Source organism: Porphyrobacter sp. AAP82 (assembly GCF_000331285.1).
Classification (GTDB): Bacteria; Pseudomonadota; Alphaproteobacteria; order Sphingomonadales; family Sphingomonadaceae; genus Erythrobacter.
In genome coordinates this window covers 1-21,598 of record NZ_ANFX01000029.1, presented here as the reverse complement: position 1 = coordinate 21,598, position 21,598 = coordinate 1, and the positions used below count along the sequence as shown (strand labels likewise).

16 protein-coding genes, 1 tRNA gene, 2 rRNA genes and 2 pseudogenes are annotated in these 21,598 nt (G+C 65.6%); 11 read left to right on the top strand and 10 right to left on the bottom strand.

All coding sequences use genetic code 11. From position 1 onward, the window contains the following. Window positions 1–243 precede the first annotated feature (243 nt). The 4 genes and pseudogenes from D620_RS0108755 to D620_RS16605 form a co-directional block, all read left to right on the top strand. Window positions 244–3,029, top strand: a 23S ribosomal RNA gene (locus tag D620_RS0108755). Window positions 3,030–3,163: 134 nt separating this feature from the next. Continuing rightward, window positions 3,164–3,278 (top strand): 5S ribosomal RNA (rrf, locus tag D620_RS0108750). Window positions 3,279–3,577: 299 nt separating this feature from the next. Then, window positions 3,578–3,654, top strand: a tRNA-Met gene (locus tag D620_RS0108745). A 93-nt stretch (window positions 3,655–3,747) separates the two neighbouring features. Next, window positions 3,748–4,098: pseudogene (locus tag D620_RS16605) on the top strand (HD domain-containing protein); the annotation flags it as partial. A 72-nt stretch (window positions 4,099–4,170) separates the two neighbouring features. Here the strand turns inward: D620_RS16605 and D620_RS16600 are convergent. Together D620_RS16600 and D620_RS0108735 are read right to left on the bottom strand one after the other, a co-directional pair. Then, window positions 4,171–5,205: pseudogene (locus tag D620_RS16600) on the bottom strand (chemotaxis protein CheA); the annotation flags it as partial. A gap of 64 nt (window positions 5,206–5,269) precedes the next feature. After that, window positions 5,270–6,643 (bottom strand): MATE family efflux transporter, encoded by a 1,374-nt coding sequence (locus D620_RS0108735; protein WP_017665422.1) that lies wholly within the window; start codon window positions 6,641–6,643, stop codon window positions 5,270–5,272. Between the two features lie 97 nt (window positions 6,644–6,740). Between D620_RS0108735 and D620_RS0108730 the strand changes: the two genes are divergently transcribed. After that, window positions 6,741–7,505 (top strand): class II aldolase/adducin family protein, encoded by a 765-nt coding sequence (locus tag D620_RS0108730; protein WP_017665421.1) that lies wholly within the window; start codon window positions 6,741–6,743, stop codon window positions 7,503–7,505. 187 nt (window positions 7,506–7,692) lie between these two features. After that, entirely contained in the window at window positions 7,693–8,244 is a 552-nt protein-coding gene (locus D620_RS0108725; RefSeq protein ID WP_017665420.1) for a (2Fe-2S)-binding protein, read from the top strand. Window positions 8,245–8,556: 312 nt separating this feature from the next. Here D620_RS0108725 and D620_RS0108720 read toward each other — a convergent pair whose 3' ends face one another. Both D620_RS0108720 and D620_RS0108715 read right to left on the bottom strand, forming a co-directional pair. Then, window positions 8,557–9,960: an MFS transporter gene (locus D620_RS0108720; RefSeq protein ID WP_017665419.1), complete on the bottom strand. Its 1,404-nt coding sequence runs from the start codon at window positions 9,958–9,960 to the stop codon at window positions 8,557–8,559. A 56-nt stretch (window positions 9,961–10,016) separates the two neighbouring features. After that, entirely contained in the window at window positions 10,017–10,862 is an 846-nt protein-coding gene (locus D620_RS0108715; RefSeq protein ID WP_017665418.1) for a glycerophosphoryl diester phosphodiesterase membrane domain-containing protein, read from the bottom strand. A gap of 84 nt (window positions 10,863–10,946) precedes the next feature. Between D620_RS0108715 and lipB the strand changes: the two genes are divergently transcribed. The 3 genes from lipB to D620_RS15785 all read left to right on the top strand — a co-directional run bounded on the left by lipB (window position 10,947) and on the right by D620_RS15785 (window position 13,268). Next, on the top strand, window positions 10,947–11,636 hold the full coding sequence (lipB, locus tag D620_RS0108710) for a lipoyl(octanoyl) transferase LipB (protein ID WP_033376527.1): 690 nt from the start codon (window positions 10,947–10,949) through the stop codon (window positions 11,634–11,636). Then, window positions 11,633–11,944 (top strand): hypothetical protein, encoded by a 312-nt coding sequence (locus tag D620_RS15005; protein WP_033376526.1) that lies wholly within the window; start codon window positions 11,633–11,635, stop codon window positions 11,942–11,944. Before lipB ends, D620_RS15005 begins: the two co-directional genes overlap by 4 nt. Window positions 11,945–12,020: 76 nt before the next feature. Beyond that, the gene (locus tag D620_RS15785; protein ID WP_081596559.1) at window positions 12,021–13,268 is read left to right on the top strand and encodes a M23 family metallopeptidase; all 1,248 of its coding nucleotides are present in this window, start codon (window positions 12,021–12,023) and stop codon (window positions 13,266–13,268) included. Between the two features lie 78 nt (window positions 13,269–13,346). On the opposite strand, the gene D620_RS0108695 is transcribed toward D620_RS15785, so the two are convergent. Further along, entirely contained in the window at window positions 13,347–14,459 is a 1,113-nt protein-coding gene (locus D620_RS0108695) for an alkene reductase (RefSeq protein WP_017665414.1), read from the bottom strand. A 71-nt stretch (window positions 14,460–14,530) separates the two neighbouring features. On the opposite strand from D620_RS0108695, the gene D620_RS0108690 reads away from it, so the two are divergent. Beyond that, window positions 14,531–15,442 (top strand): DMT family transporter, encoded by a 912-nt coding sequence (locus D620_RS0108690; protein ID WP_017665413.1) that lies wholly within the window; start codon window positions 14,531–14,533, stop codon window positions 15,440–15,442. 39 nt (window positions 15,443–15,481) lie between these two features. On the opposite strand, the gene D620_RS0108685 is transcribed toward D620_RS0108690, so the two are convergent. From D620_RS0108685 to D620_RS0108665, 5 genes are all read right to left on the bottom strand, one after another. Beyond that, complete coding sequence (locus tag D620_RS0108685) at window positions 15,482–16,375, bottom strand: restriction endonuclease (protein ID WP_081596558.1); 894 nt, start codon at window positions 16,373–16,375, stop codon at window positions 15,482–15,484. A gap of 28 nt (window positions 16,376–16,403) precedes the next feature. Next, window positions 16,404–17,405 carry a quinolinate synthase NadA gene (gene nadA, locus D620_RS0108680; RefSeq protein WP_017665410.1) on the bottom strand — a complete coding sequence of 334 codons (1,002 nt, stop codon included), beginning with the start codon at window positions 17,403–17,405 and terminating at the stop codon, window positions 16,404–16,406. Between the two features lie 69 nt (window positions 17,406–17,474). Then, window positions 17,475–18,251 carry a hypothetical protein gene (locus D620_RS0108675; RefSeq protein ID WP_051020580.1) on the bottom strand — a complete coding sequence of 259 codons (777 nt, stop codon included), beginning with the start codon at window positions 18,249–18,251 and terminating at the stop codon, window positions 17,475–17,477. Window positions 18,252–18,350: 99 nt separating this feature from the next. Then, window positions 18,351–19,013: a DUF4230 domain-containing protein gene (locus D620_RS0108670; RefSeq protein ID WP_017665408.1), complete on the bottom strand. Its 663-nt coding sequence runs from the start codon at window positions 19,011–19,013 to the stop codon at window positions 18,351–18,353. Beyond that, the gene (locus D620_RS0108665) at window positions 18,998–19,879 is read right to left on the bottom strand and encodes an MBL fold metallo-hydrolase (protein ID WP_017665407.1); all 882 of its coding nucleotides are present in this window, start codon (window positions 19,877–19,879) and stop codon (window positions 18,998–19,000) included. Before D620_RS0108665 ends, D620_RS0108670 begins: the two co-directional genes overlap by 16 nt. Before the next feature lie 197 nt (window positions 19,880–20,076). On the opposite strand from D620_RS0108665, the gene glpK reads away from it, so the two are divergent. Further along, the gene (glpK, locus tag D620_RS0108660) at window positions 20,077–21,549 is read left to right on the top strand and encodes a glycerol kinase GlpK (protein WP_017665406.1); all 1,473 of its coding nucleotides are present in this window, start codon (window positions 20,077–20,079) and stop codon (window positions 21,547–21,549) included. Window positions 21,550–21,598 lie beyond the last annotated feature (49 nt).

The window sequence follows — 21,598 nt, the reverse complement described above, 5'->3', positions numbered from 1 at the left end:
ACCGGATCCTGCTTCGGCAGGTCAGGCGATCGTGCTGATTAGTCAGCGTCGCCGATCTTTGACATTGTGAATGGGTTTTTAAATCGATGCCGTGGCGCATGGATTGTAACGGACAGGGTTTGCCCTGTGCCGGCGATCGTGCATCACAAATCAATCAAATTGATTATCTGGCTGAGATAATTCTCCCACCATCTTCAAGCGCACAGGCTTTTATGCAGGCCTGACGTTGATGGTGTGGATTCTCAAGCGTGAGGTAAGAGCATTTGGTGGATGCCTTGGCATGTACAGGCGATGAAGGACGTGGCACGCTGCGATAAGCGTCGGGGAGTTGTGAGCAAACTTTGATCCGGCGATTTCCGAATGGGGAAACCCACCTTCACCATTTCTTCCAGTCGGCTTTCGGGCCGGCCGGGCGAGGTGGATAAGGTATCACCGAGCTGAATATATAGGCTTGGTGAAGCGAACCCGGGGAACTGAAACATCTCAGTACCCGGAGGAAAAGACATCAACAGAGATTCCCGTAGTAGTGGCGAGCGAACCGGGACCAGGCCAGTGCCTTCATTTCAACTAGCAGAACACTCTGGAAAGTGTGACCATAGCGGGTGACAGTCCCGTATGCGAAAGTGATGATGAAGGACTTGAGTAGGGCGGGACACGTGAAATCCTGTCTGAACGTAGGGGGACCACCCTCTAAGCCTAAATACTCGTACATGACCGATAGCGAACACAGTACCGTGAGGGAAAGGTGAAAAGCACCCCGATTAGGGGAGTGAAACAGTACCTGAAACCGGATGCTTACAAGCAGTTGGAGCTCCATAGGGAGTGACAGCGTACCTCTTGCATAATGGGTCAGTGACTTAATCTAGCATGCGAGCTTAAGCCGTTAGGTGTAGGCGAAGCGAAAGCGAGTCTGAATAGGGCGACTGAGTATGTTGGATTAGACCCGAAACCCGGCGATCTAGGCATGAGCAGATTGAAGGTGCGGTAACACGCACTGGAGGATCGAACCGTTGCATGTTGAAAAATGCTCGGATGACTTGTGTTTAGGGGTGAAAGGCCAATCAAGCCGGGAAATAGCTGGTTCTCCGCGAAATCTATTGAGGTAGAGCGTCAGATGTATGCCGATGGGGGTAGAGCACTGGATGGGCTAGGGCTGCGCGAGCGGTACCAAACCTAACCAAACTCCGAATACCATCGAGTCTTGTCTGGCAGACAGACGGCGGGTGCTAAGGTCCGTCGTCAAAAGGGAAACAGCCCTAACCTACAGCTAAGGTCCCCAAGTCATATCTAAGTGGGAAAGCATGTGGGAATCCCAAAACAACCAGGAGGTTGGCTTAGAAGCAGCCATCCTTTAAAGAAAGCGTAACAGCTCACTGGTCTAAATAAGGGTTCCTGCGGCGAAGATGTAACGGGGCTAAAGATATGCACTGAAGCTTAGGGTGTGCGTAAGCACGCGGTAGCGGAGCGTTCCGTAGGCGAGTGAAGGAGAAGGGTAACCGACTCTGGACGTATCGGAAGTGCGAATGCTGACATGAGTAGCGACTAACAGGGTGAGATACCCTGTCGCCGAAAGACCAAGGGTTCCTACGCAATGCTAATCAGCGTAGGGTGAGCCGGCCCCTAAGACGAGCCCGAAGGGGGTAGTCGATGGGAACCACGTTAATATTCGTGGGCCTGGTGGTGTGTGACGGATCTCGTAAATTGTTCGACCTTATTGGATTGGTCGGGCAGTGAAGAGGTTCCAGGAAATAGCCCCACCGTATAGACCGTACCCGAAACCGACACAGGTGGTCAGGTAGAGTATACCAAGGCGCTTGAGAGAAGTATCCTGAAGGAACTCGGCAAATTGCCTCCGTACCTTCGGAAGAAGGAGGCCCCGTCTTAAGGCAACTTTTGGCGGGGGGCACAGGCCAGGGGGTAGCGACTGTTTATCAAAAACACAGGACTCTGCTAAGTCGGCTTCAAGACGACGTATAGGGTCTGACGCCTGCCCGGTGCTGGAAGGTTAAGAGGAGGAGTGCAAGCTCCGAATTGAAGCCCCAGTAAACGGCGGCCGTAACTATAACGGTCCTAAGGTAGCGAAATTCCTTGTCGGGTAAGTTCCGACCTGCACGAATGGCGTAACGACTTCCCCACTGTCTCCAGGATATGCTCAGCGAAATTGAATTCTCCGTGAAGATGCGGAGTACCCGCGGTTAGACGGAAAGACCCCGTGCACCTTTACTGCAGCTTCAGAGTGGTATTAGGAAAGAGTTGTGTAGCATAGGTGGGAGGCTTTGAAGCGACGGCGCCAGCTGTCGTGGAGCCATAGGTGAAATACCACCCTGCTGTTTTCTGATATCTAACCACGCACCGTTATCCGGTGTTGGGACCCTCTGTGGCGGGTAGTTTGACTGGGGCGGTCGCCTCCTAAAGAGTAACGGAGGCGCGCGATGGTAGGCTCAGGACGGTTGGAAACCGTCTGTTAGAGTGCAATGGCATAAGCCTGCCTGACTGCGAGACTGACGAGTCGAGCAGAGACGAAAGTCGGTCATAGTGATCCGGTGGTCCCTCGTGGAAGGGCCATCGCTCAACGGATAAAAGGTACGCCGGGGATAACAGGCTGATGATTCCCAAGAGCTCATATCGACGGAATCGTTTGGCACCTCGATGTCGGCTCATCACATCCTGGGGCTGGAGCAGGTCCCAAGGGTTTGGCTGTTCGCCAATTAAAGTGGTACGTGAGCTGGGTTCAGAACGTCGCGAGACAGTTTGGTCCCTATCTGCCGTGGGCGTCGATACTTGAAAGGAGTTGCCCCTAGTACGAGAGGACCGGGGTGAACGTACCTCTGGTGTACCTGTCATCCTGCCAAGGGTGCCGCAGGGTAGCTATGTACGGACGGGATAACCGCTGAAAGCATCTAAGCGGGAAGCCTCCCTTGAGATTAGGTATCTTTGAACCGTGATAGACCATCACGTTGATAGGCCGGGTGTGGAAGTGCAGTAATGTATGGAGCTAACCGGTCCTAATAGTTCATATCGCGCTTGAGAGTTCGCACTGTCAACGTCAGCCCTGCCCTGTGCAGAGCGCGTTGGTGGAGAATGTCTCCAGCCAGATACGCCTTAAAACCACTCAAACCTTGAGTGTGCATCGATTTGAAACCCGCATCCACTGGTCCCATTGCTTGGTGGCCATAGCGTCTGTGACCCACCCGATCCCATCTCGAACTCGGCCGTGAAACCAGACAGCGCCGATGGTACTAACGCTCAAGCGTTGGAAGAGTAGGTCGTCGCCAGGCATTGCGACCAGTGGAAGCGGGGTTGACCCATTCACAAGTCAACAGGGCTGACCCGCAAGGGCGGCCCTTTTGGCGTCTAAGGTGCCTTTGGACGCCTGAGACGCGCTCCCGAAGCTTATTCGGCTTGAGGAGCAGGCCAAACGGTCGCACAGCGACCGCAAGGCCGACCGGCCGCCCGCAGCGACGCGACCTTCAGGTCGCATGAGCAAGGAACGCCAAACAAAGGCCCCGGCTCCGCAGGAGCCGCAAGGCCGAACGGCCGCCCGCAGCGCTTGCGCGAGGAACGCCAAAAACGGTATCGCGGGATGGAGCAGCCCGGTAGCTCGTCAGGCTCATAACCTGAAGGTCGTTGGTTCAAATCCAACTCCCGCAACCACCGTTTGAAACCCACCACAGATCAACGCAAACGACGCCCGCAGCCCCGCTGCCGGGCGCAAGTGGCGTTCGGTCTGGCAACAGGAGGATCACGATGCCCGATACCCCCTTCCTCACCGAGCGCTTCGACGATGCGCTCGCCTATGCCAGCCGCCTTCACCGCACCCAGATCCGCAAAGGCTCGGGCATCCCCTACGTGTCCCACCTGCTCGCCGTCGCCGCGATTGCGCTCGAGAACGGGGCGGACGAGGATCAGGCGATTGCCGCGCTGCTGCACGATGTGGTCGAGGATCAGGGTGGCCTCGCTCAGCTTGATGCGATCCGCGCGTGCTACGGCGAGGGCGTTGCGCAGATTGTCGCCGATTGCACCGACAGCCACGAGGAACCCAAGCCCGCCTGGCACCCGCGCAAGGAGGCCTATATCGCCAGCCTCGCCCACAAGCCGCCGCGCAGCCTCGCGGTGAGCCTCGCCGACAAGACCCACAACGCCGCCGCGATCAATGCCGATCATGCCGCCGCGTTCGGCGGCGGTGACGAGGCCGGTGGCGACCGCCTTGGCCGCAATGCGTTCCTCGTCCAATCCGCGCCCGTCATCGGCGAGCACGATCGAGATGGTGTTGCCCGATTGCCGCGCGGCGATGGCGAGCAGGCCGATCTCGCGCTTGCCCCCGACAAGGCGCGCCGAGGGGGCTTCGATCCCGTGGTCGATGGCATTGCGGATGATGTGGGTGAGCGGATCGCGGATCGTCTCGATCATCTCGCGGTCCAGCTCCACATCGCCGCCGTCGAGATCGACCATCACCTGCTTGCCGAGTTCGGCGGAAAGATCGCGCACCAGGCGCGGGAGGGCGCCGAACAGCGTCTCGATGCGCTGCATCCGCATCCGCGTGATCGCGTCGCGCACGTCGGAGAGGATGGTGGTGAGCCGCTCGAAGGGGCCGTCGATGGTCGGCTGGTTGCCCGCCTGGCGCAGCCGGTGGGCAAGATCGTTGCGGGCGAGCACCATGTCGGACACGCCGCTCATCACCCGGTCGAGCAGCTCCACGGGCAGGCGGATGGTGCGCTGGTCGGAGCGGCGGAAGGAGGCGGTCTGTTCCTCGCCCGCGCCCGCGCCCGATTGCGCGCCGAGCTGGGCTGCGGCGGGGGCATGGAGCGGGGCTTCGGCAGGCTCGGCCGGGGCTCCGGATGCGCCGTCGAGCGCGGAGATCAGCGCCTCGTCACCGCCTTCGGGGAACACCTCGCCTGCCTCGATCGCATCGATCATCGCCGCGATCCGGTCGATGATCGCGAGCACCGCGGTCACCAGCGGGGCATCGGCCTCGCGCCGGCCTGCGCGGCAATCGGCGAGCGCATCCTCGGCGGCATGGCTGAGGCTGGCGAGGCGGGGAAAGTCGAAGAAGCCGCAATTGCCCTTGACCGTGTGGACGAAGCGGAAGATCGCATCGAGACGCGCGCGGTCGGCCGGATCGGCTTCCCAGGCGACGAGTTCGCCGCCGGTGGCCTCCAGCATCTCGCGGGTCTCGGCGATGAATTCCGCCAGCAGGTCGTCCATCGGTCAGCGCGCCCTCACAGCTGTGTCGTGGGCCCGCTATGCGGCAGAGTTGGTTAACAAGCCCCTAGCGCGGCACGGCGCGCAGCCGGGCGTGGCGGGCCAGGACATGGCGCACCAGCACCAGCGCCGAGACCGCGCCGAACAGGTTGGCGGCCAGTTCCGCGGTGTAGATCGCCGCCGAGCCCATCCCCGGCTGGAGCACCAGCGCGACCGGCAGCATCACCAGGAACACCCGCGCCACCGATTGCCCGAGCGCGTAGCTCGCCCGGTCGACCGCATTCATGATCCCGTTGCCGACGATCAGCAGGCCGAAACCGGCATAGCCCCAGGCGGCGATCTTCAGATAGAGATCGAATTCGGCGACCACCGCGGGGTCATCGGTGAACACCCGCCCGAGGCTCGCGCCGGCGGCCATCATCGTGCCGGCAACCAGCAGTCCCCACAGGATGCAGAAACCGAAGGCATGGCGCACCGCCTCGGCAGCGCGGTCGTCGCGCCCCGCGCCCCAGTTCTGGCCGACGATCGCGCCGATCGCGCCCGACAGGCCGAGCAGCGGCACCAGCACGAGGCTCTGCAAGCGCCCCGCCGCGCCGAACCCCGCAACCGCTGCCTCGCCTTCGAGGGCGACCAGCGCGGTCAGCACGGCGAGCCCCAAGGGGTTGATCGCATTGGAGAACGCCGCAGGCAGCCCGACGCGGATGATCGCGCGCGCCGGATCGAGCAGGTCGCAATCGCGCAGCAGGCCAAGGTTCAGCGGCAGCGGCGTGCCCTTGAGCAGCCACAGCGCGGCCCCAACCCCCAGCGCCCAGCCGATGCCGGTCGCATAGGCCGAGCCGGCGATGCCGAAGCCTTCGAAGCCGAAGGCGCCGGTTATCAGGATCGGATTGAGCACCCAGTTGGCCGCGGCAAACACGATGCTGACCGTGCTGGTGCGCCGCGCCTCGCCCTGGCCGCGCAGCACGCCGTTGAAGCCCATGATCGCAAGGCTCAAGGGGAAGACCAGCGCATAGGGGCCCATATAGGCGCGGATCAGCGGCATGAGGTGGGCGGGCGCGTTCATCGCGGCGAAGATCACGTCCGCAAGCAGCCACAGCGCGGCGCCCATCACCAGCCCGCATGCCACCGCAAAGACGATGCCGAAATTGGCGCGGCGCGCGGCCGTTTCGTGGTCGCCTTCGCCAAGCGCGCGGGCGACCACCGAATTGATCCCCACCATCACCCCCACTCCCAGCGAGGTGCAGGCGACCGAGACCGGAAAGATGAAGCTGATCGCGGCCAAGGGCAGGGGCCCCAGGTGGCCGACGAAATAGGCATCGATGATCCCGACCGACATGATCGCCGCCACGCCGATCACGGCGGGCAGCGTCTGGCTGACCAGATGGCTCGGGATGCTGCCGGTGACCAGTTTGGCAGGGGCGGAAGGGGCAGGCGATGTCATGCTTGCAGCTGGCCTAGCGGGCGCCAGCGCAGCTTGCAAAGCATTCCCTCGGCGTGCGATAACGCGCGCCAATCACAGACGGAAGAGGACCCGCGCCATGGCAACCCAGCTCAAGCCCCAGATCGAATGCAGCCCCGAGGAATGGCAGGCACGGCTCGACCTGGCGGCATGCTACCGCATCTTCGATCACCTCGGCTGGTCGGAATCGATCTACAATCACATTTCGGTGAAGGTGCCCGGCGAGAGCGACACCTTCCTCATCAACCCCTTCGGGCTGCTCTACAGCGAAGTCACCGCCAGCAATCTCGTCAAGATCGATGTCGAGGGCAACAATGTCGGCGGATCGCCCTACATGGTGAACAAGGCGGGCTTCACCCAGCATGCCTATTTCCACAAGCATCTGGGCGGACGTGCGGACGCGATCTGCCACGTTCACACCACCGCGACGATGGCCGTGGCGAGCCACAGGGACGGCTTGCTTCCGACCAATTTCTACGCCTGCAATTTCCAGGGCCAGATCGGCTATCACGACTTCGAGGGCGTGACCGTGCGCGCGGAAGAGGGCGAGCGGCTGGTGCAGAACCTCGGCAACCACACCATCCTGATGTTGCGCAACCACGGCCCGGTGGTGATGGACCGCACCATCCAGGGCATGTTCGTCAAGATGTGGGCCTTGCAGCGCGCCTGCGAGATCCAGGTGGCGACGCTTTCCATGGGCGATCCGGTGCTGGTCCCGCAGAGCGTGGTCGATGTCCACCAGCGCGACCTCGCCGTGATGAGCGGGCAGGGCGGCGCCGGGATGTTCGATTTCGAGGCGTGGAAGCGCCGGATCGACAAGATCGACGACAGCTGGCGCAACTGACCTGCGCAAGGGGAGGCGCTTGGAGCAACTGCCTGTTTCCTACACGCGGTGAAGCTGGCATGGTCTGCGCCATGATCCGTTTCGGCTCCCTTTTGCGCGCCTGTGAGACCTCTGGCGCGGGGAGCGGTTTTCCTCCTCAGGACAGTGTCTCATGTGTCTCCTACAGGCTGGCGGGAGGCCTGCGCCGATGAGCCGCATGACGATCAACGAGCGGCCCGTGGAGTTCGACCTCGATCCGCGCATGCCGCTGCTCTACGCGCTGCGCGAGGCGATGAACCTCACCGGCACCAAGGCCTGCGGCGGCGGGCCGGAGTGTTCGGGTGCGTGCATGGTGCTGGTCGACGGGGTGGCATTGCGGTCCTGCGCGATCACGCTGGCCGAGGCCGAGGGGCGGCTGATCACCACGATCGAAGGGCTGAGCCGCGACCGTTCGCACCCGGTGCAGCAGGCGATGGTGGCGCAAGCCGCGGTGCAATGCGGCTACTGCACGCCGGGCATGGTGATCGCGCTCGCCGCACTGCTCCAGCGGAACGTGGCGCCGACCCGGGCCGACATCGAGGCGGGGGTGCCCAACCTGTGCCGCTGCGGGGTGTACCCGCGGATCGTCAAGGTGATCGAGCAGGCGGGCCGCGTGGCCGCGCGGCAGGAGCGGGTCAGCGCCGCGCCCGCGCCCGGCATCGCGCCCGAGGATGCCGCCAAGGCGGTGCCTGCGCTGCGCGTGGCGGGGGAGGGGGAGTGAGCATGGCGAAGCTGAAGAAGCTTGCGATGTGCGTGCCTGCCTCCGCCGGCACGTCCGCGGTGCTGTTCCCTTCGCTTCGCTGCGCTCCGTTCCGGGCACCTGCGGGCGGCCGTTCGGCCTTGCGGTCCGTCCGTTGGCGGACCGAGACACCGCCAAACCGCGCGTGTCGCGCCGGTTCGGCCCGAAGGGCCGCGAGCGCACGGCGCGAGCCGCAGGTGCCCCGGAGCGAAGCGGAGGAACCCGCCCTCAAGCAGCGAAGCGGTAGGGCAACACGGACTCACCGAGGACGGGAGCGCGGAGGCGCTCCGGCACTCAGGAACGCGTGAGATCCCGGTCGGACTGCAATCGCAGCCACCCATGCACCAGCACCACGGCGCACAGGGCGACGATCAGCCCGAAGCCGAGCCAGTCGGAGTGGCCGTAGAGCCACACGCCCAAAGCGGGCGCGTAGATGTAGGAGGCTCCGGCAAGGCTCGCGACGATGCCGCTCGCCTGCCCCTGCTCGGCGCGGGTCACGGCCAGCGAGGTGCCGGCGGTGGTGCCGGGGCGGAACAGGCCGAAGCCCAGTGAGGCGATGGCATAGCCCAGCGCGATGAGGTGGAGATCGCCCGCCACGGCGAGGATCATGGTGCCGATCGCGGCGGCGGCGATGCCCCACAGGGTCGCGGCGCGCGGGCCCAAGTCGAAGCGCGGGATCAGGCCCCATTGCGCAAGCAGGGTCGCGATCGCCCCGCTCATCAGGACAAGGCCGATGGGGCCGGCGCCCGCATCGGGGGTGTCGCGCAAGGACAGGCGGTCGAGCACGAGGAAGCCGGCGATGCCCTGCACCATCGCCTGCGCGTGCCCGCCGACCAGCCCGGCGAAGACCCACGGCCTGAGGCGCGGGTCGCGCCAGGTGAGGCGGGGGGGCTCGGTGTCGGCGGCACAGGGGGGCGGCTCGTCGGTCTCGCCCGGGTCGGCGCCCGGGTCAGGGGGCGCGCCCGAGGCGCTGGCATAGGGGGCCGCCTCGCCGCGCGCGGCGAAGCGCGGCTCGTCGTCGGGCAGGCGCAGGCGCAGCAGGGCGAGCGCGATCGCGCCGATCGCGGCGAAGGCGAGGAAGGGTCCGGTCAGCCCCAGCCCGAGGAACGGCACCACCATCAGCGGGGCCAATGCCGGGCCGATGACCGTGCCGAGCCCGAAGCTCGAGGCGATCAGCGAGAGCGCCTGGGTGCGCTGCGCCCGCGGCGTGCGCGAGGCGACATAGGCCTGCACCGCGGGCGGCGCGGCGCTCCCGAAGCCGCCGTAGAGGCTGCGCGCGGCGGCGAACAGCACGAGCGTCCAGAAGGCGGTGAGCCAGCCCGACAGCCCCGCCCACAGGGCCGCGCCGCACAGCACGAAGCTGGCGATGAAGCCGCACAGGCCAAGCGCCATCATCGCCTTGCGCCCCCGCTGGTCCGAGCGCCGCGCCCAGAACGGGGCGCACACCACCCACAAGAGCGCCGACCAGCTGTAGGCGAGGCTGATCCACACATCGGCCACCTTCAGCGCGGTGCCGATCGAGGGCATCACCGATTGCATCGCGGTGTTGCCCGCCGCCGTCACCAGCATCACCATGAACAGCAAGGCCATGCGCGAAGGCGGGATCGCCGGATCGTCGGCCGGCAGCGGCAGCGGCAGCGGCAGCGGCAGGGGGGCTTGCGCGGCAGGGCGGGTCAGGTCGGGATCGGTCTGTGCCATGGGATGCTCGTTCGCCTGCCTGCCTGCCCGCCTGTCAGCCTGCCGCCGCGCGGCGGCTAGTCGAAGACCTCGGCTTCGCTCTCGGGCGACGCACCGGCAAGCTGCCGGTAGATGGCCACCGTGACCACCAGGAACACCGTCGTGAACAGGGCATTGACCGCAGCATCGACCACGCCGCTCCCGATCAGCGCAACCGTCCCGCCGATCGCCGAGAAGACCAGGCCGAGCAGTCCTGCCACGATCAGGGCGATCACGCCGAGCACCAGCGCCAGCAGCACGATGAAGGCGAAGATGACCAGCGAATTGCCCTTGGTCAGCTGCCACGAACGGGCCAGCGCGGCGAGCGGATTGCGCTGGCCTTCGATGGCGATCACCGGCGCGGTCAGCGACAGCTTGACCATCACGTAGACGATCAGCACCGCCGCAATCAGCAGCGCCAGCACCGCCACGCCCGCTCCGCCGAAGGCCGACAGCACCCCGATGGGGATGCCGATCGCCAGCGATCCGCCCAGCACAGTGACGAGCTGCGCGGCAAGATAGCTCGGCAGGCTGCGCGCGCCGGTGCGCAGCGCCTCACCCACGGTCGGGTTGCCGCGATCGGTGAGCAGCGCGAACAGGCTCATCGAGCCGACGAACTGCACCACCGCCAGCGTCAGGATCAGCGGCCAGTTGGCGGCATAGGTGGCGGCGATCTGGTCGGCCATCACCCGCAGCGCGGCTTCGGGATCGGCACCGGGCGCGGGCTGGGGCGGGTTGGCAAGCCCGGGCAGCAGCAGCGCGCTCGCCAGTGCGGGCAGGAAGAAGAACAGCCCGGCAATCGCGCCGATCGTGTCGCGGTTGCTGCCCATCAGGCCGGTCGCCTGGGTCCAGGCCCGGCCCATGTCGAGCTTGTTGTGTTGCATCCGGGATCCCTTCCGTCGCGGGAGGCGCGGGCCGCGCGCATTTCGCCTCTTGATCTCGCCGCTCAATGCCCCCACCGCTGCGCGATGGCAAGCATTGCTCCGGCCCCTGACGGTTCATTTCCCATCGAGTGGCGGCGTGAGGTTGCCGGGGTGCCCTATGCGCAGGCGCTCGCCGAGATGGAGGCGAGGAACGCCGCGGTCTTCGAAGGGCGGGCGGCGGAGCTGGTGTGGCTGCTCGAGCACCCGCCGGTCTACACCGCCGGCACGAGCGCGGACCCTGCCGAGCTGGTCGATCCGCGCTTCGAAGTGGTCGAGGCCGGGCGCGGCGGGCGCTACACCTATCACGGGCCGGGCCAGCGGATCGGCTATCTGGTGCTCAACCTCGCGGAGCGCGGCAAGGACGTGCGCTGCTTCGTCCACGCGATCGAGGGTTGGGTGATCGCGACGCTGGGGACGTTCGGCGTCGAAAGCTGGCGCGCCGAGGGCCGCGTCGGCATCTGGACCCGCGACATCGACGGCACCGAGGCCAAGATCGGCGCGATCGGCGTGCGGGTGCGGCGCTGGGTGACGATGCACGGCTTTTCGGTGAACCTCGACCCCGACCTCAGCCACTTCGGCGGCATCGTGCCCTGCGGCATCGCCGAGTATGGCGTCACCAGTCTGGCGCGGCTGGGGCTCAGCGTCTCGGCGGAAGAATGGGACGCCGCGCTGATGGCGTCCAGCGACGATTTCCTTGACGCATTGGACGCCGCCGCCAAAAGAGCGTGCCGATGAAACGCGCTCTTGTCCTCGCCCTGCCTCTGGTGCTTGCCGCCTGCGAGCAGCAGGCCGCCGCGCCTGCCGCGCAGGGCGGCGCGCCCTCGGGCGAGGTGCTGGCAGGCTCGATCTCGGACGCGATGATCCCGCTCGAACAGCTCGATTCGCAGGCCCCGCTTGCCCCGCGCCAGGTGCGCACCGTGGGTGACGATATCGACGCCGAGCAGCCCGAAGTGACCCCGGCGGATGGGATCGAGGGCGCGCCAGCAGGCGAAGGGGCCGCAGCAGCGCCAGCAGCTCCGGCTCCCGATCAGCCGCAGGAATAGCGCGCCGCATCCTTTGCCAGCGCGGCAAAGGGTGGCGCGACATAGCCGCCTTTAGTGGCAGGACATCTTGGGTTGAATGACCGCTGGGCAGAAAGAACAGGCACACTTCGTAAGCGGTCTGGGTAATGCTACCCTTGCGTCGCAGATTGAAGCGGAGCGAAAAATGATTCCGAAAGGCCTTACGGCAGCTCTCCTGATCACCGCCGGCGCGTTGTTCGCGGCAGAGGCGCGCGCCGCCGAAATCCGGCTATGCGAAGACGAAATTCGCACAGCCCCGTTCAACGATGAGCGCGCTGTGCAATCCGCGCTGATTCAAAGCCTGGCGGTGGTCAACCGCAGCGACCATCCGGTCACGCTCACCGGCGTATCGTTCCACCTGAAGAGCCGACAGCAGGTCCGTGATACTCGCTGGCTGGCGCCTGCCGACATCGCCAATGCCGTAAAGCAGGCGCCGCAGATCGCGATGTTGGACCAGATATTCCCTGCGCAATTCTGCAACGGCCAGCTGCTTGCGGATGCCAAACTTGCGTCCTCCGATACGCTGGCACCGGGTGAGGCTCTGGTCTTCCTGTACCAGCCGTTTGTCTGGAGGGGCGAGCGCGACGAGATCGAAATTGCGATCGAAACGAGCCTCGATACGGCTCTGAAGACTGATCGGATCGCACGCCCGATTGTGGCGCGAACATCGCAGACCAAAGCCCTGTTTCCCATTCCGGGCCGATCGTTTGTCGCCGTTGCGGCCAGCTTCCACACCCCTCACCGCTGGGCCGGGATCGAGGAGTTCGCCTATGATATCGTGGCCTTGACCGGCAACGGCTCAACACACCGCGGGAATGGTGCAAGGCTGGAGGATTACGCCATTTTCGGCAAGCCGGTGCGGGCTATCGCCGATGGCAAGGTGGTGGCCGTGTCGAACGATCAGGCTGACAATGCGGCCATGCTCAAGCGCCAGGGCGAGGCCGATGACGCTTACCTTGCGCGGCTCCTGGAAGGGCAGGCGGCTCTTCTCATGAAGGGAATGGGAAGCGTGCTGGGCAATCATGTCGTGATCGACCATGGCAATGGCGAATTCTCGATCTACGCCCACCTGAAGCAGGGCAGTGCGCGCGCCGCTCTTGGAGCCTCGGTTGCGGCAGGCGAGACAATCGGAGACGTGGGCAGTTCGGGCAACTCCACCGAGCCGCACCTCCATTTCCAGATTTGCGACAGCCCGGACATTGCAACCTGTCGGCCGATCCCTGCCAGCTTTACGGACTATCGCCTTCCGCTCGAACTGGGACCCCGCACCATTCAGTCGGGTGATCTCGTCGAGGCCGTCAAATAGCGCATCGTCGCGCAGCTTTGGCGAGAACCTGATTGCGATCCCGGCAGCGCCCATGGCGGACGCTGCCGGTGGATCATGTCACTCCGCCGCTTCGGCCTGTTCTTCTTCCAGCGTCGGGTAGTCGACGTAGCCCTGCGGGATCGGGAAGTACCAGCTCTTGGGCACGTCCTTGTTGGGGTTCCAGTGCGCGCCCGCCGCGATGCGCTTTTCGAGATCGGGGTTGGAGATATAGGGGCGGCCGAAGCTCACCGCGTCGCACTTGCCGCTTTCCACGTCCGCGACCGCTTCCTCGGCGGTGTAGTCCGAATTGAGGATCAGCATGCCGGTGTAGATCTGGCGGATCAGCGGGCTCTGCTTGGGCACGTCGGTCTGGCCGAAGGTGCCGTCCGGCCCGGGCTCGCGCAGTTCGACGAAGGCGAGGCCGAGGTCTTCGCACACCTTCGCTGCCGCGCCGAAGGTCGCGGGCGGGTTGCTGTCGTCCGTCCCTTGCGAATCGCCGTTGGGCGAGAGGCGGATGCCCACGCGGTCCGCGCCCCACACGTCGACCAGCGCCTCGAGCACTTCGCGCATGAAGCGGGTGCGGTTTTCGGGCGAGCCGCCGTAGCTGTCGGTCCTGAGGTTGGTCTTGTCGCGCAGGAACTGGTCGACAAGGTAGCCATTGGCGCCGTGGAGCTGCACCCCGTCGAACCCGGCCTTCTCGGCGTTCTCGGCCGCGCGGCGGTAGTCGGCGATGGTGCGCTTGATGTCCTCGGTCGTCATTTCGCGCGCCTGCGCATAGGGCGACTTGCCGGTCGGCGTGTGCGCCTCGCCCGGAGCCGTGGTCGCCGAAGCGGAGAACGGCGGCTCGCCATCGAGGAAGTAGGGGTGGACGATGCGGCCCATGTGCCACAGCTGCATGACGATGAGGCCGCCTTCCTCGTGCACCGCCGTGGTGGTGGCCTTCCACGCCTCGGTCTGCTCGTCCGACCAGATGCCGGGCGCGGAGGGCCAGCCGAGGCCTTCGGTGCTGATGCCGGTCGCTTCGGTCAGGATCATCCCCGCGCCGGCGCGCTGGCGGTAGTAGGTCGCCATCAGATCGTTGGGGACGAACATCGGCTCGGCCGCGCGGCCGCGGGTGAGCGGGGCCATGTGGATGCGGTTCTTGGCATGGAGCGCGCCCATCTTGAGCGGCTGGAACAGGACGTCGTGCATATCTGAAGATATCCTCTCGAACAGGTTTCGATTGGCTATCCACTTGGGGCGAGCGGGTCTAGGGCGCAAGCATGGAAAGTGCTGGGACGACCCAAGAAGAAGTTGTTGCTGCCGCACCGCCGGAGGGCGCGCGCCCGCCCGCATGGCTGCTGCTGTTCGCGCTGTTCGGGGGCAATGTCGCGCTTGCGATCGGGCCGTGGTTCGTGCGGGTGGCGGACACCGGGCCGGTTGCGGCGGGGTTCTGGCGGCTGTTCCTGGCGTTCCCCTTCATGGTGCTGCTGGCGCGGGCGAATGGCCAGCGGCTGACGGGCATGGGAGCGACAACGCTGGCGCTGGTGGCGCTGGGCGCGGTGACCTTCGCCCTCGACCTTGCGAGTTGGCACATCGGCATCGGCATGACGCGGCTCGGCAATGCGACCCTGTTTGGCAATGCCGGCTCGATCGTGCTGCTGTTCTGGGGTTTTGTCGTGCACCGGGTGCTGCCCGGGCGGCTCGAGTGGCTGGCGATCGTCTTTGCGCTGGGGGGAGCAGCGATCCTGATGGGGCGCTCGTTGGAGATCAGCCACGAGACATTGGTGGGCGATCTGTTCTCGGTCGCGGCGGGGCTGCTCTATGCGGTCTACCTGCTGACGCTCCAGAACGCGCGCGGGGCCTTCGGGTCGTGGAGCCTGCTGGTGTGGGTGAGCCTGTTCGGCGCGCCGGTGCTGCTGGTGATCGCAGTGCTGCTGGGCGAGCCGGTGTGGCCGCAGGCGTGGGGGCCGATTATCGGGCTGTTCGTGCTGAGCCAGCTGGTGGGCCAAGGGCTGATGGTGTTCTCGCTCAAATATTTCCCGCCGCTGGTGGTGGGCCTCGCCCTGCTGACCCAGCCTGCGGTCGCCTCGATCTATGGTTGGCTGGCGTTCGGCGAGGTTTTGTCGGGGCTGGATATTGCCGGGATGGTGCTGGTCGGCGCGGCGCTGGCGGTGAGCCGGGCGAAGGCTTAACCAACTCCGTCACCCCAGCGAAAGCTGGAGCCTAGGGCGTCAATCGAAAAAGTCTTCGTCAAAGTCCTTCACGTGCAAGGTGTATTTGTCTCGACACCCGACATTGTATCGGACCATCAGTCGGCCAAGTTGCTTTCCGTCGATGAGGACGATCCGCCCGCCAAGCTGCGCAGCAGTTTCGCGCGCACTTTTGGAGAAGCTGGAGGTCGTGACAAAGATCCCTTTCTGGGCCTTCTTCAAACTCAGTGCGCCACAGAAATCTCTGAGTGCTGAGGCACCGACGATGTTTTCGGCCCCATAACGCTTTGCTTGAAGGTAGATTTGATCCACCCCCAACGGGTCTTGGTCAATAACCCCGTCAACGCCATTGTCGCCGGACTGGCCGATGGCACGCCCTGCGTCTTTCGAACTGCCGCCGTAGCCCATCGCAAGTAGCAGTTCGACGATAGCCTTTTCGAAAAATGCAGGTGTGCCCACAAGAAGGCGGTCAATAAGCTCGGCAATGAAGGCTTCTTCGATCTGCTGGTGAACTGCTGTCAAAACATCTTCGGGCGAAGAATCTGGTGACACCTCGGCAACTTCAACGACAATGGACGTGTCGTTATCGTCGGCTTTCTTGCCACGATCCCTGAACGCGCGGAACTCAGGAAATTGTTCAAGGAATGGGATGTCGATGCGCACTGGAGGGCTTTTGAGGACTTGAAGCCCTCGCTCGCTGATCTGGAAATGCGCTCGCTTTGTAGGTTGCAGCAGCCCAGCCTGCTTCAGATACGTCTTCGCCCATTGTGCGCGATTATAGAGAACGCTCTGGCCGCTGCTGGGCAAGGTTTGATCGCGTTCATCTTGCGTGAGGCCAAAGTCGTCGGCCAGTTGAGGGACGAGTTCCGAAATGCGGATTTCACCGTTTGCTGCGTGTTTGAGAACAGGCAGCATCAGTGACTGAAAGTCTGGAATCACTTACTCAATCCCCGCTGAAATGCACCTTCCCCAGATCGCCCATGCCCACAGTCCCGCTCGCCATTTCGAGCATCCGGTCGAGGCTGCGCTTGGCCTTCAGGCGGATGCCTTCCTCGATCTCGATCTGGGGCGTCAGGTCGCGCAGGGCCACGTAGAGTTTCTCCATCGTGTTGAGCGCCATGTAGGGGCAGATGTTGCACGAGCAGTTCCCGTCCGCCCCCGGCGCGCCGATGAAGGTCTTGCCGGGCAGGGCCTTTTCCATCTGGTGGATGATGTGCGGCTCGGTGGCGACGATCAGGGTGTCGCCCGGGAAGGTCTTGGCGAAGGCGAGGATGCCGCTGGTCGAGCCCACGTAATCCGCGTGGTCGATGATCGTCGGCGGGCATTCGGGGTGCGCGGCGATGGGCGCGCCGGGGTACTGCTCCTTGAGCTTGAGGAGCTCGGTCTCGGAGAAGGCCTCGTGGACGATGCACACCCCGGGCCACAGCAGCATCTCGCGGTTGAACTTGCGGCTGAGATAGCCGCCCAAATGCCGGTCGGGGCCGAAGATGATTTTCTGTTCGGGGGGGATTTGCGCGAGGATCGTCTCGGCGCTGGAGGAGGTGACGATCACGTCGCTCAATGCCTTCACCTCGGTCGAGCAGTTGATGTAGGTGAGCGCGATGTGATCGGGGTGAGCTTCGCGGAAGGCCCGGAATTTCTCAGGGGGACAGCTGTCTTCAAGGCTGCAACCGGCGTCCATGTCGGGCAGGATCACGGTCTTCTGAGGGCTGAGGATCTTCGCCGTGTCGGCCATGAACTTGACCCCGCAAAAGGCGATCACGTCGGCATCGGTCGCCGCCGCCTTGCGCGAGAGTTCGAGGCTGTCGCCCACGAAGTCGGCAATGTCCTGGATATCGGGGGTCTGGTAATAATGCGCGAGGATCACCGCGTTGCGTGTCCGGCGCAAGGCATCGATCTCGGCGAGCAGGTCGGCGCCGGTGGGGCTCTTGGTCAGCAGGCTCATCGTCGGGTTCCCCGTTCACTCAGGAGCCGCCGATATAGGCGCGTTGCCCGGATTTTCGAGTGAAAACCGCTAGCCGCCGAAGCCCGGCGGCAGGAACGGGCCCATCGGCCGCTCGGCGCCCGGGGTGCCGGCGACCAGCCATTGGGTGAAGCCCACCCCGAGCGGCGAATAGGCAATCCCCATCGAGACCGCAAAGACCCCGATATAGACGCCGAGCCCCCATACATAGGCCGGGTGCACGCGGCCATCGCGGCGCAGGTCGGCGGCGATCCCGATCAGCGGGAAGATCCAGGTGAGCGCGATCGAGATCGGCCAGGCATAGGGGATCAGCAGCGGCGCCGGGATCAGCCGCCCGAGCCCGGGTCCGGTCAGCACGCTCATCGCCACCAGCATCAGCCGCCGGTGCCAGCCCTGATGGCGCCGCACCCTCAGCGCCCACAGCGCGAGCCCGCCGAAGGTGAACACCATCAGCCCGTTGCTGATCACGAATTCGTTCATCGCGAAGAAGAACGGCCCGCCGCGGCTCTGCGCCGAATGGACCATCACCGCCATCCCGGCGAGGACCATCACCGGGATCAGCAGATAGGCCGCCTGCCCGAGCCGCCGGTGAAGCGCGACATTGCCGCCCGCAATCGCGATCGCCTGCGCGCTGTAGAGCACGGTCCAGGCCATGAAGATGATGCCGTGGGCGTGGACCACCAGCGGCGCATCGAAGCTCGACCGGCCCATCATGAGGTGGAAGCTGAAGCCGCCGAAAACGACACCGGCCATGACCAGCGCCATGATCAGATAGAAGCGCGTGCCTTCTGCCGGCGCGGCGCGTGATGGTGCTGCTGCTGTGGCCAAGACCGATCCCCCCAAGGCATGCCCGTGCCGGTTGGACAACGGATTGCCGCTGCGATCAAGCCCATTTGGCGCGCGCGGGTGGGCTATGGCCGGCGCGCGTCAGCCCTCGCCTTCGAAGCGCACCTGTATTGCGGCCTGCGGGTGACCGGCGGCGCGCAAGGCAGCGGCGAGGTTATCGCGCACCGCCTCGCGCGCGGCGGCGCGGGCGATGCCGAGAATCTCGCGGTTCTTGGCAAATTCCACCGCCTTGCGCTCGGCGATCTCGGAGTTCTTGCGCGCGAGGCTTTCGGCATCCCCGCGCGACACCCACACGCCGTCCACGAAGACCCGCGCGCGCGCCTCGTCGAGGTTCGGCTTGGAGATGCGCAAGGGCGGCAGGGTGACCCGCAGGGTCTGGGCCGCGGCATCCCACTGCATGCGGGACTTCGTGATCTTCGAAAGCTCGATCCGGTAATCGATCCGGGCAGGGATGATCGCCAGCCGCCTTCGTTCGAGCAGGCCGATGCCCGCCGGACCCTTGATGACGGATTCCGACACCACCTCCATCCGGTAGGTGAGCACGATCAGGTCGTTGCGCCGCTCGAAGGTGCCGGCTGCGGTGGCGACGGGATCGCCTTCCTCGGTGTAGACATAGGCGCGCCAGCCGAAGAAGGCCGCCGCCGCCAGCGACACGGCGGCCAGCAGCGCCAGCAGCGTCTCGCCGCGCGCGCCGAGGCGGCCCGGGCGCGGGCTTGCGGCAGGCAGGTTCAGACGATCATCCACAGCCCGTCGCTCCCGCGCCGCGCCATCCCGCGCTTTTCGAGGTCGAGAAGGTGCGCCGTCACGCTCATTTCCGCCGCCGGGATCAGGCGTTCGTCCAGCCCCTTGTACATCTCGGGGATAAAGCCGCCGACGGGGCGCGCCTGCTCGCCCAGCAGGCGCAGGATCTGCGCCTCGCGCTGGCGGCGGTGGCCGATCATGCCGCGCACCAGCTGGCGAGGCTTGTCGATCGCGGCGCCATGGGCCGAGTGGTAGCGCACATCATCGCGCGCCATCAGCTTGTCGAGGCTCGCCATGTAATCGCCCATGTCGCCATCGGGCGGGATGACCACGCTGGTCGACCAGCCCATCACGTGATCGCCGGTGAACAGCGCCCCGCTTTCCTCCAGCGCGAAGCACAGGTGGTTCGAGGTGTGCCCCGGCGTCGCCACGGCGGTGAGCGTCCAGCCGGTGCCGCGCATCCCCTCGCCATCGCGCAGAACGCGGTCGGGGGCGTAGGTCGGATCGAAGGCCTCGTCCGAACGGGGGCCTGCGACTTGCAGCATCAAGGGCGCGCAGCCGACGATCGGCGCGCCGGTCTGCGCGGCGAGGGGTGCTGCGGCGGGGGAGTGGTCGCGATGGGTGTGGGTGCACATGATCGCGAGAATCTTGCGGCTGCCCACGGCGGCGAGGATCGCGGCGATGTGATCGGCCTCGTCCGGGCCGGGATCGATCACCGCGCAGTCCGGCCCGTCCGCCATCCCCACCACATAGGTCTGGGTGCCGGTGAAGGTATAGGGCGAGGGATTGGGAGCGAGCACGCGGCGGACCAGCGGCTCGACGTCCTCGGCAAGGCCGGTGGGCCAGGGTTTTTCGGGGATGGTGACCATGATGGGACACATGGCCTTGCGGTGTGCGGAGAGCAAGGGACTTGCCCACCCCTAGCCCCTCCCGCAGGCGGGAGGGGGACTGGTTGGCGCCGATACTCCCGTCCCGCTTGCGGGAGGGGTCGGGGGTGGGCCTGCGCGACATCTCGACTTTGCGATAGGCAGGCGGCTAGGAGATAGGAAAAGAGAGAGGGTTCCCCATGTCCGACTACATCCTCGTGCTCGACGAAGGCACGACCTCCACTCGCGCGATGCTGTTTGCCGCCGATGGCGTGCTGGTCGCCTCCGCGCAGGAGCCGCTGACCCAGCATTACCCCCAGGCCGGCTGGGTCGAGCACGATCCGCGCGAGATCTGGGACAAGACGCTGGCCTGTGCGCAGGCGATCATGCCCAAGGCGGGCGGGGCGGCGATGATCGCCTGCATCGGCATCACCAACCAGCGCGAGACCGTGGTGGCGTGGGACAAGGCGACCGGCGCGCCGCTGACCCATGCCATCGTCTGGCAGGACCGCCGCACCGAGCCGTTCTGCGCGCAGCTTCGCGCCGCCGGCCACGAGGCCGGGGTGCAGGAGCGCACCGGACTGCTGCTTGACCCCTATTTCTCGGGCACCAAGATGCGCTGGATGCTCGACAATGTGCCGGAAGTGCGCGCGGCGGCGGACAAGGGCACGCTGGCCTTCGGGACGGTCGAGAGCTGGCTCGTCTACAAGCTCACGGGGGGCGCGGCGCACATCACCGATGCCAGCAACGCCAGCCGCACGCTGCTGATGGGGCTGGAGGACGCGCAGTTCGACGAGGGGCTGTGCGATCTGCTGGGCGTGCCGCGCGCGGCATTGCCGGGGGTGGTCGACACCTCCGGCCCGCTCGCCATGACGGCGCCCGGTCTGTTCGGCCGGGCCATCCCGATCACCGGCCTTGCGGGCGACCAGCAGGCCGCGACCGTGGGGCAGGGGTGTCTCGCGCCCGGCCAGACCAAGGCGACCTATGGCACCGGCGCCTTCGTGCTGACCTGCCAGGGCAGCCGCATCCCGCGCTCGGCCAACCGCCTGCTCGGCACGGTGCTGACCCAGCTCGACGGCGCGCGGACCTATGCCATCGAAGGCTCGGTGTTCGTCGCGGGGAGCCTCGTGCAGTGGCTCAGGGATTCGCTCGGCATCGTCGAGGTGGCCTCCGAGACCGAGGCGCTGGCGCGTTCGATCCCCGACAGCGCGGGCGTGGTGATCGTGCCTGCGCTCGCTGGCCTCGGCGCGCCGCACTGGCGGGCGGAGGCGCGCGGCGTGATCGCGGGGCTGAGTTTCGCGAGCGGCAAGGCCCAGCTCGCGCGCGCCGCACTGGAAGCGATGGCGCACCAGACCCATGACCTCGCCGCCGCCTTCGCCGCCGATGGCGCGCCGTGGCAGACGCTGAGGATCGACGGCGGGATGTCGGCCAATGACTGGATGGCGCAGGACCTTGCCGATGTGCTGGGGGTCACGGTCGAGCGGCCCGGCTTTGTGGAGACCACGGCCCTGGGCGCGGCGATGCTGGCGGCGGCGGGGGCGGGGCTCTATCCCGACCTTGCCAGCGCCTGCCAGACCATGCGCGGGCGGCTGGCGACGTTCGATCCGGCGATGGCCGATGATGTGAGGGACGCGCGGCTGGCGGCGTGGAAGAAGGCGCTGGGGGCTTCTTGATTTTGCGGTCGCGCTGACGCGCGACGCAGACCTCCCGCCCCGCCTCCCC

Bases quoted from the DNA above. Each gene is read 5' to 3' on its own strand.
- D620_RS0108735 (WP_017665422.1), bottom strand. From the start codon at position 6,643: ATGACATCGCCTGCCCCTTCCGCCCCTGCCAAACTGGTCACCGGCAGC.
- D620_RS0108730 (WP_017665421.1), top strand. From the start codon at position 6,741: ATGGCAACCCAGCTCAAGCCCCAGATCGAATGCAGCCCCGAGGAATGG.
- D620_RS0108725 (WP_017665420.1), top strand. From the start codon at position 7,693: ATGAGCCGCATGACGATCAACGAGCGGCCCGTGGAGTTCGACCTCGAT.
- D620_RS0108720 (WP_017665419.1), bottom strand. From the start codon at position 9,960: ATGGCACAGACCGATCCCGACCTGACCCGCCCTGCCGCGCAAGCCCCC.
- D620_RS0108715 (WP_017665418.1), bottom strand. From the start codon at position 10,862: ATGCAACACAACAAGCTCGACATGGGCCGGGCCTGGACCCAGGCGACC.
- lipB (WP_033376527.1), top strand. From the start codon at position 10,947: ATGGCAAGCATTGCTCCGGCCCCTGACGGTTCATTTCCCATCGAGTGG.
- D620_RS15005 (WP_033376526.1), top strand. From the start codon at position 11,633: ATGAAACGCGCTCTTGTCCTCGCCCTGCCTCTGGTGCTTGCCGCCTGC.
- D620_RS15785 (WP_081596559.1), top strand. From the start codon at position 12,021: ATGACCGCTGGGCAGAAAGAACAGGCACACTTCGTAAGCGGTCTGGGT.
- D620_RS0108695 (WP_017665414.1), bottom strand. From the start codon at position 14,459: ATGCACGACGTCCTGTTCCAGCCGCTCAAGATGGGCGCGCTCCATGCC.
- D620_RS0108690 (WP_017665413.1), top strand. From the start codon at position 14,531: ATGGAAAGTGCTGGGACGACCCAAGAAGAAGTTGTTGCTGCCGCACCG.
- D620_RS0108685 (WP_081596558.1), bottom strand. From the start codon at position 16,375: ATGCTGCCTGTTCTCAAACACGCAGCAAACGGTGAAATCCGCATTTCG.
- nadA (WP_017665410.1), bottom strand. From the start codon at position 17,405: ATGAGCCTGCTGACCAAGAGCCCCACCGGCGCCGACCTGCTCGCCGAG.
- D620_RS0108665 (WP_017665407.1), bottom strand. From the start codon at position 19,879: ATGGTCACCATCCCCGAAAAACCCTGGCCCACCGGCCTTGCCGAGGAC.
- glpK (WP_017665406.1), top strand. From the start codon at position 20,077: ATGTCCGACTACATCCTCGTGCTCGACGAAGGCACGACCTCCACTCGC.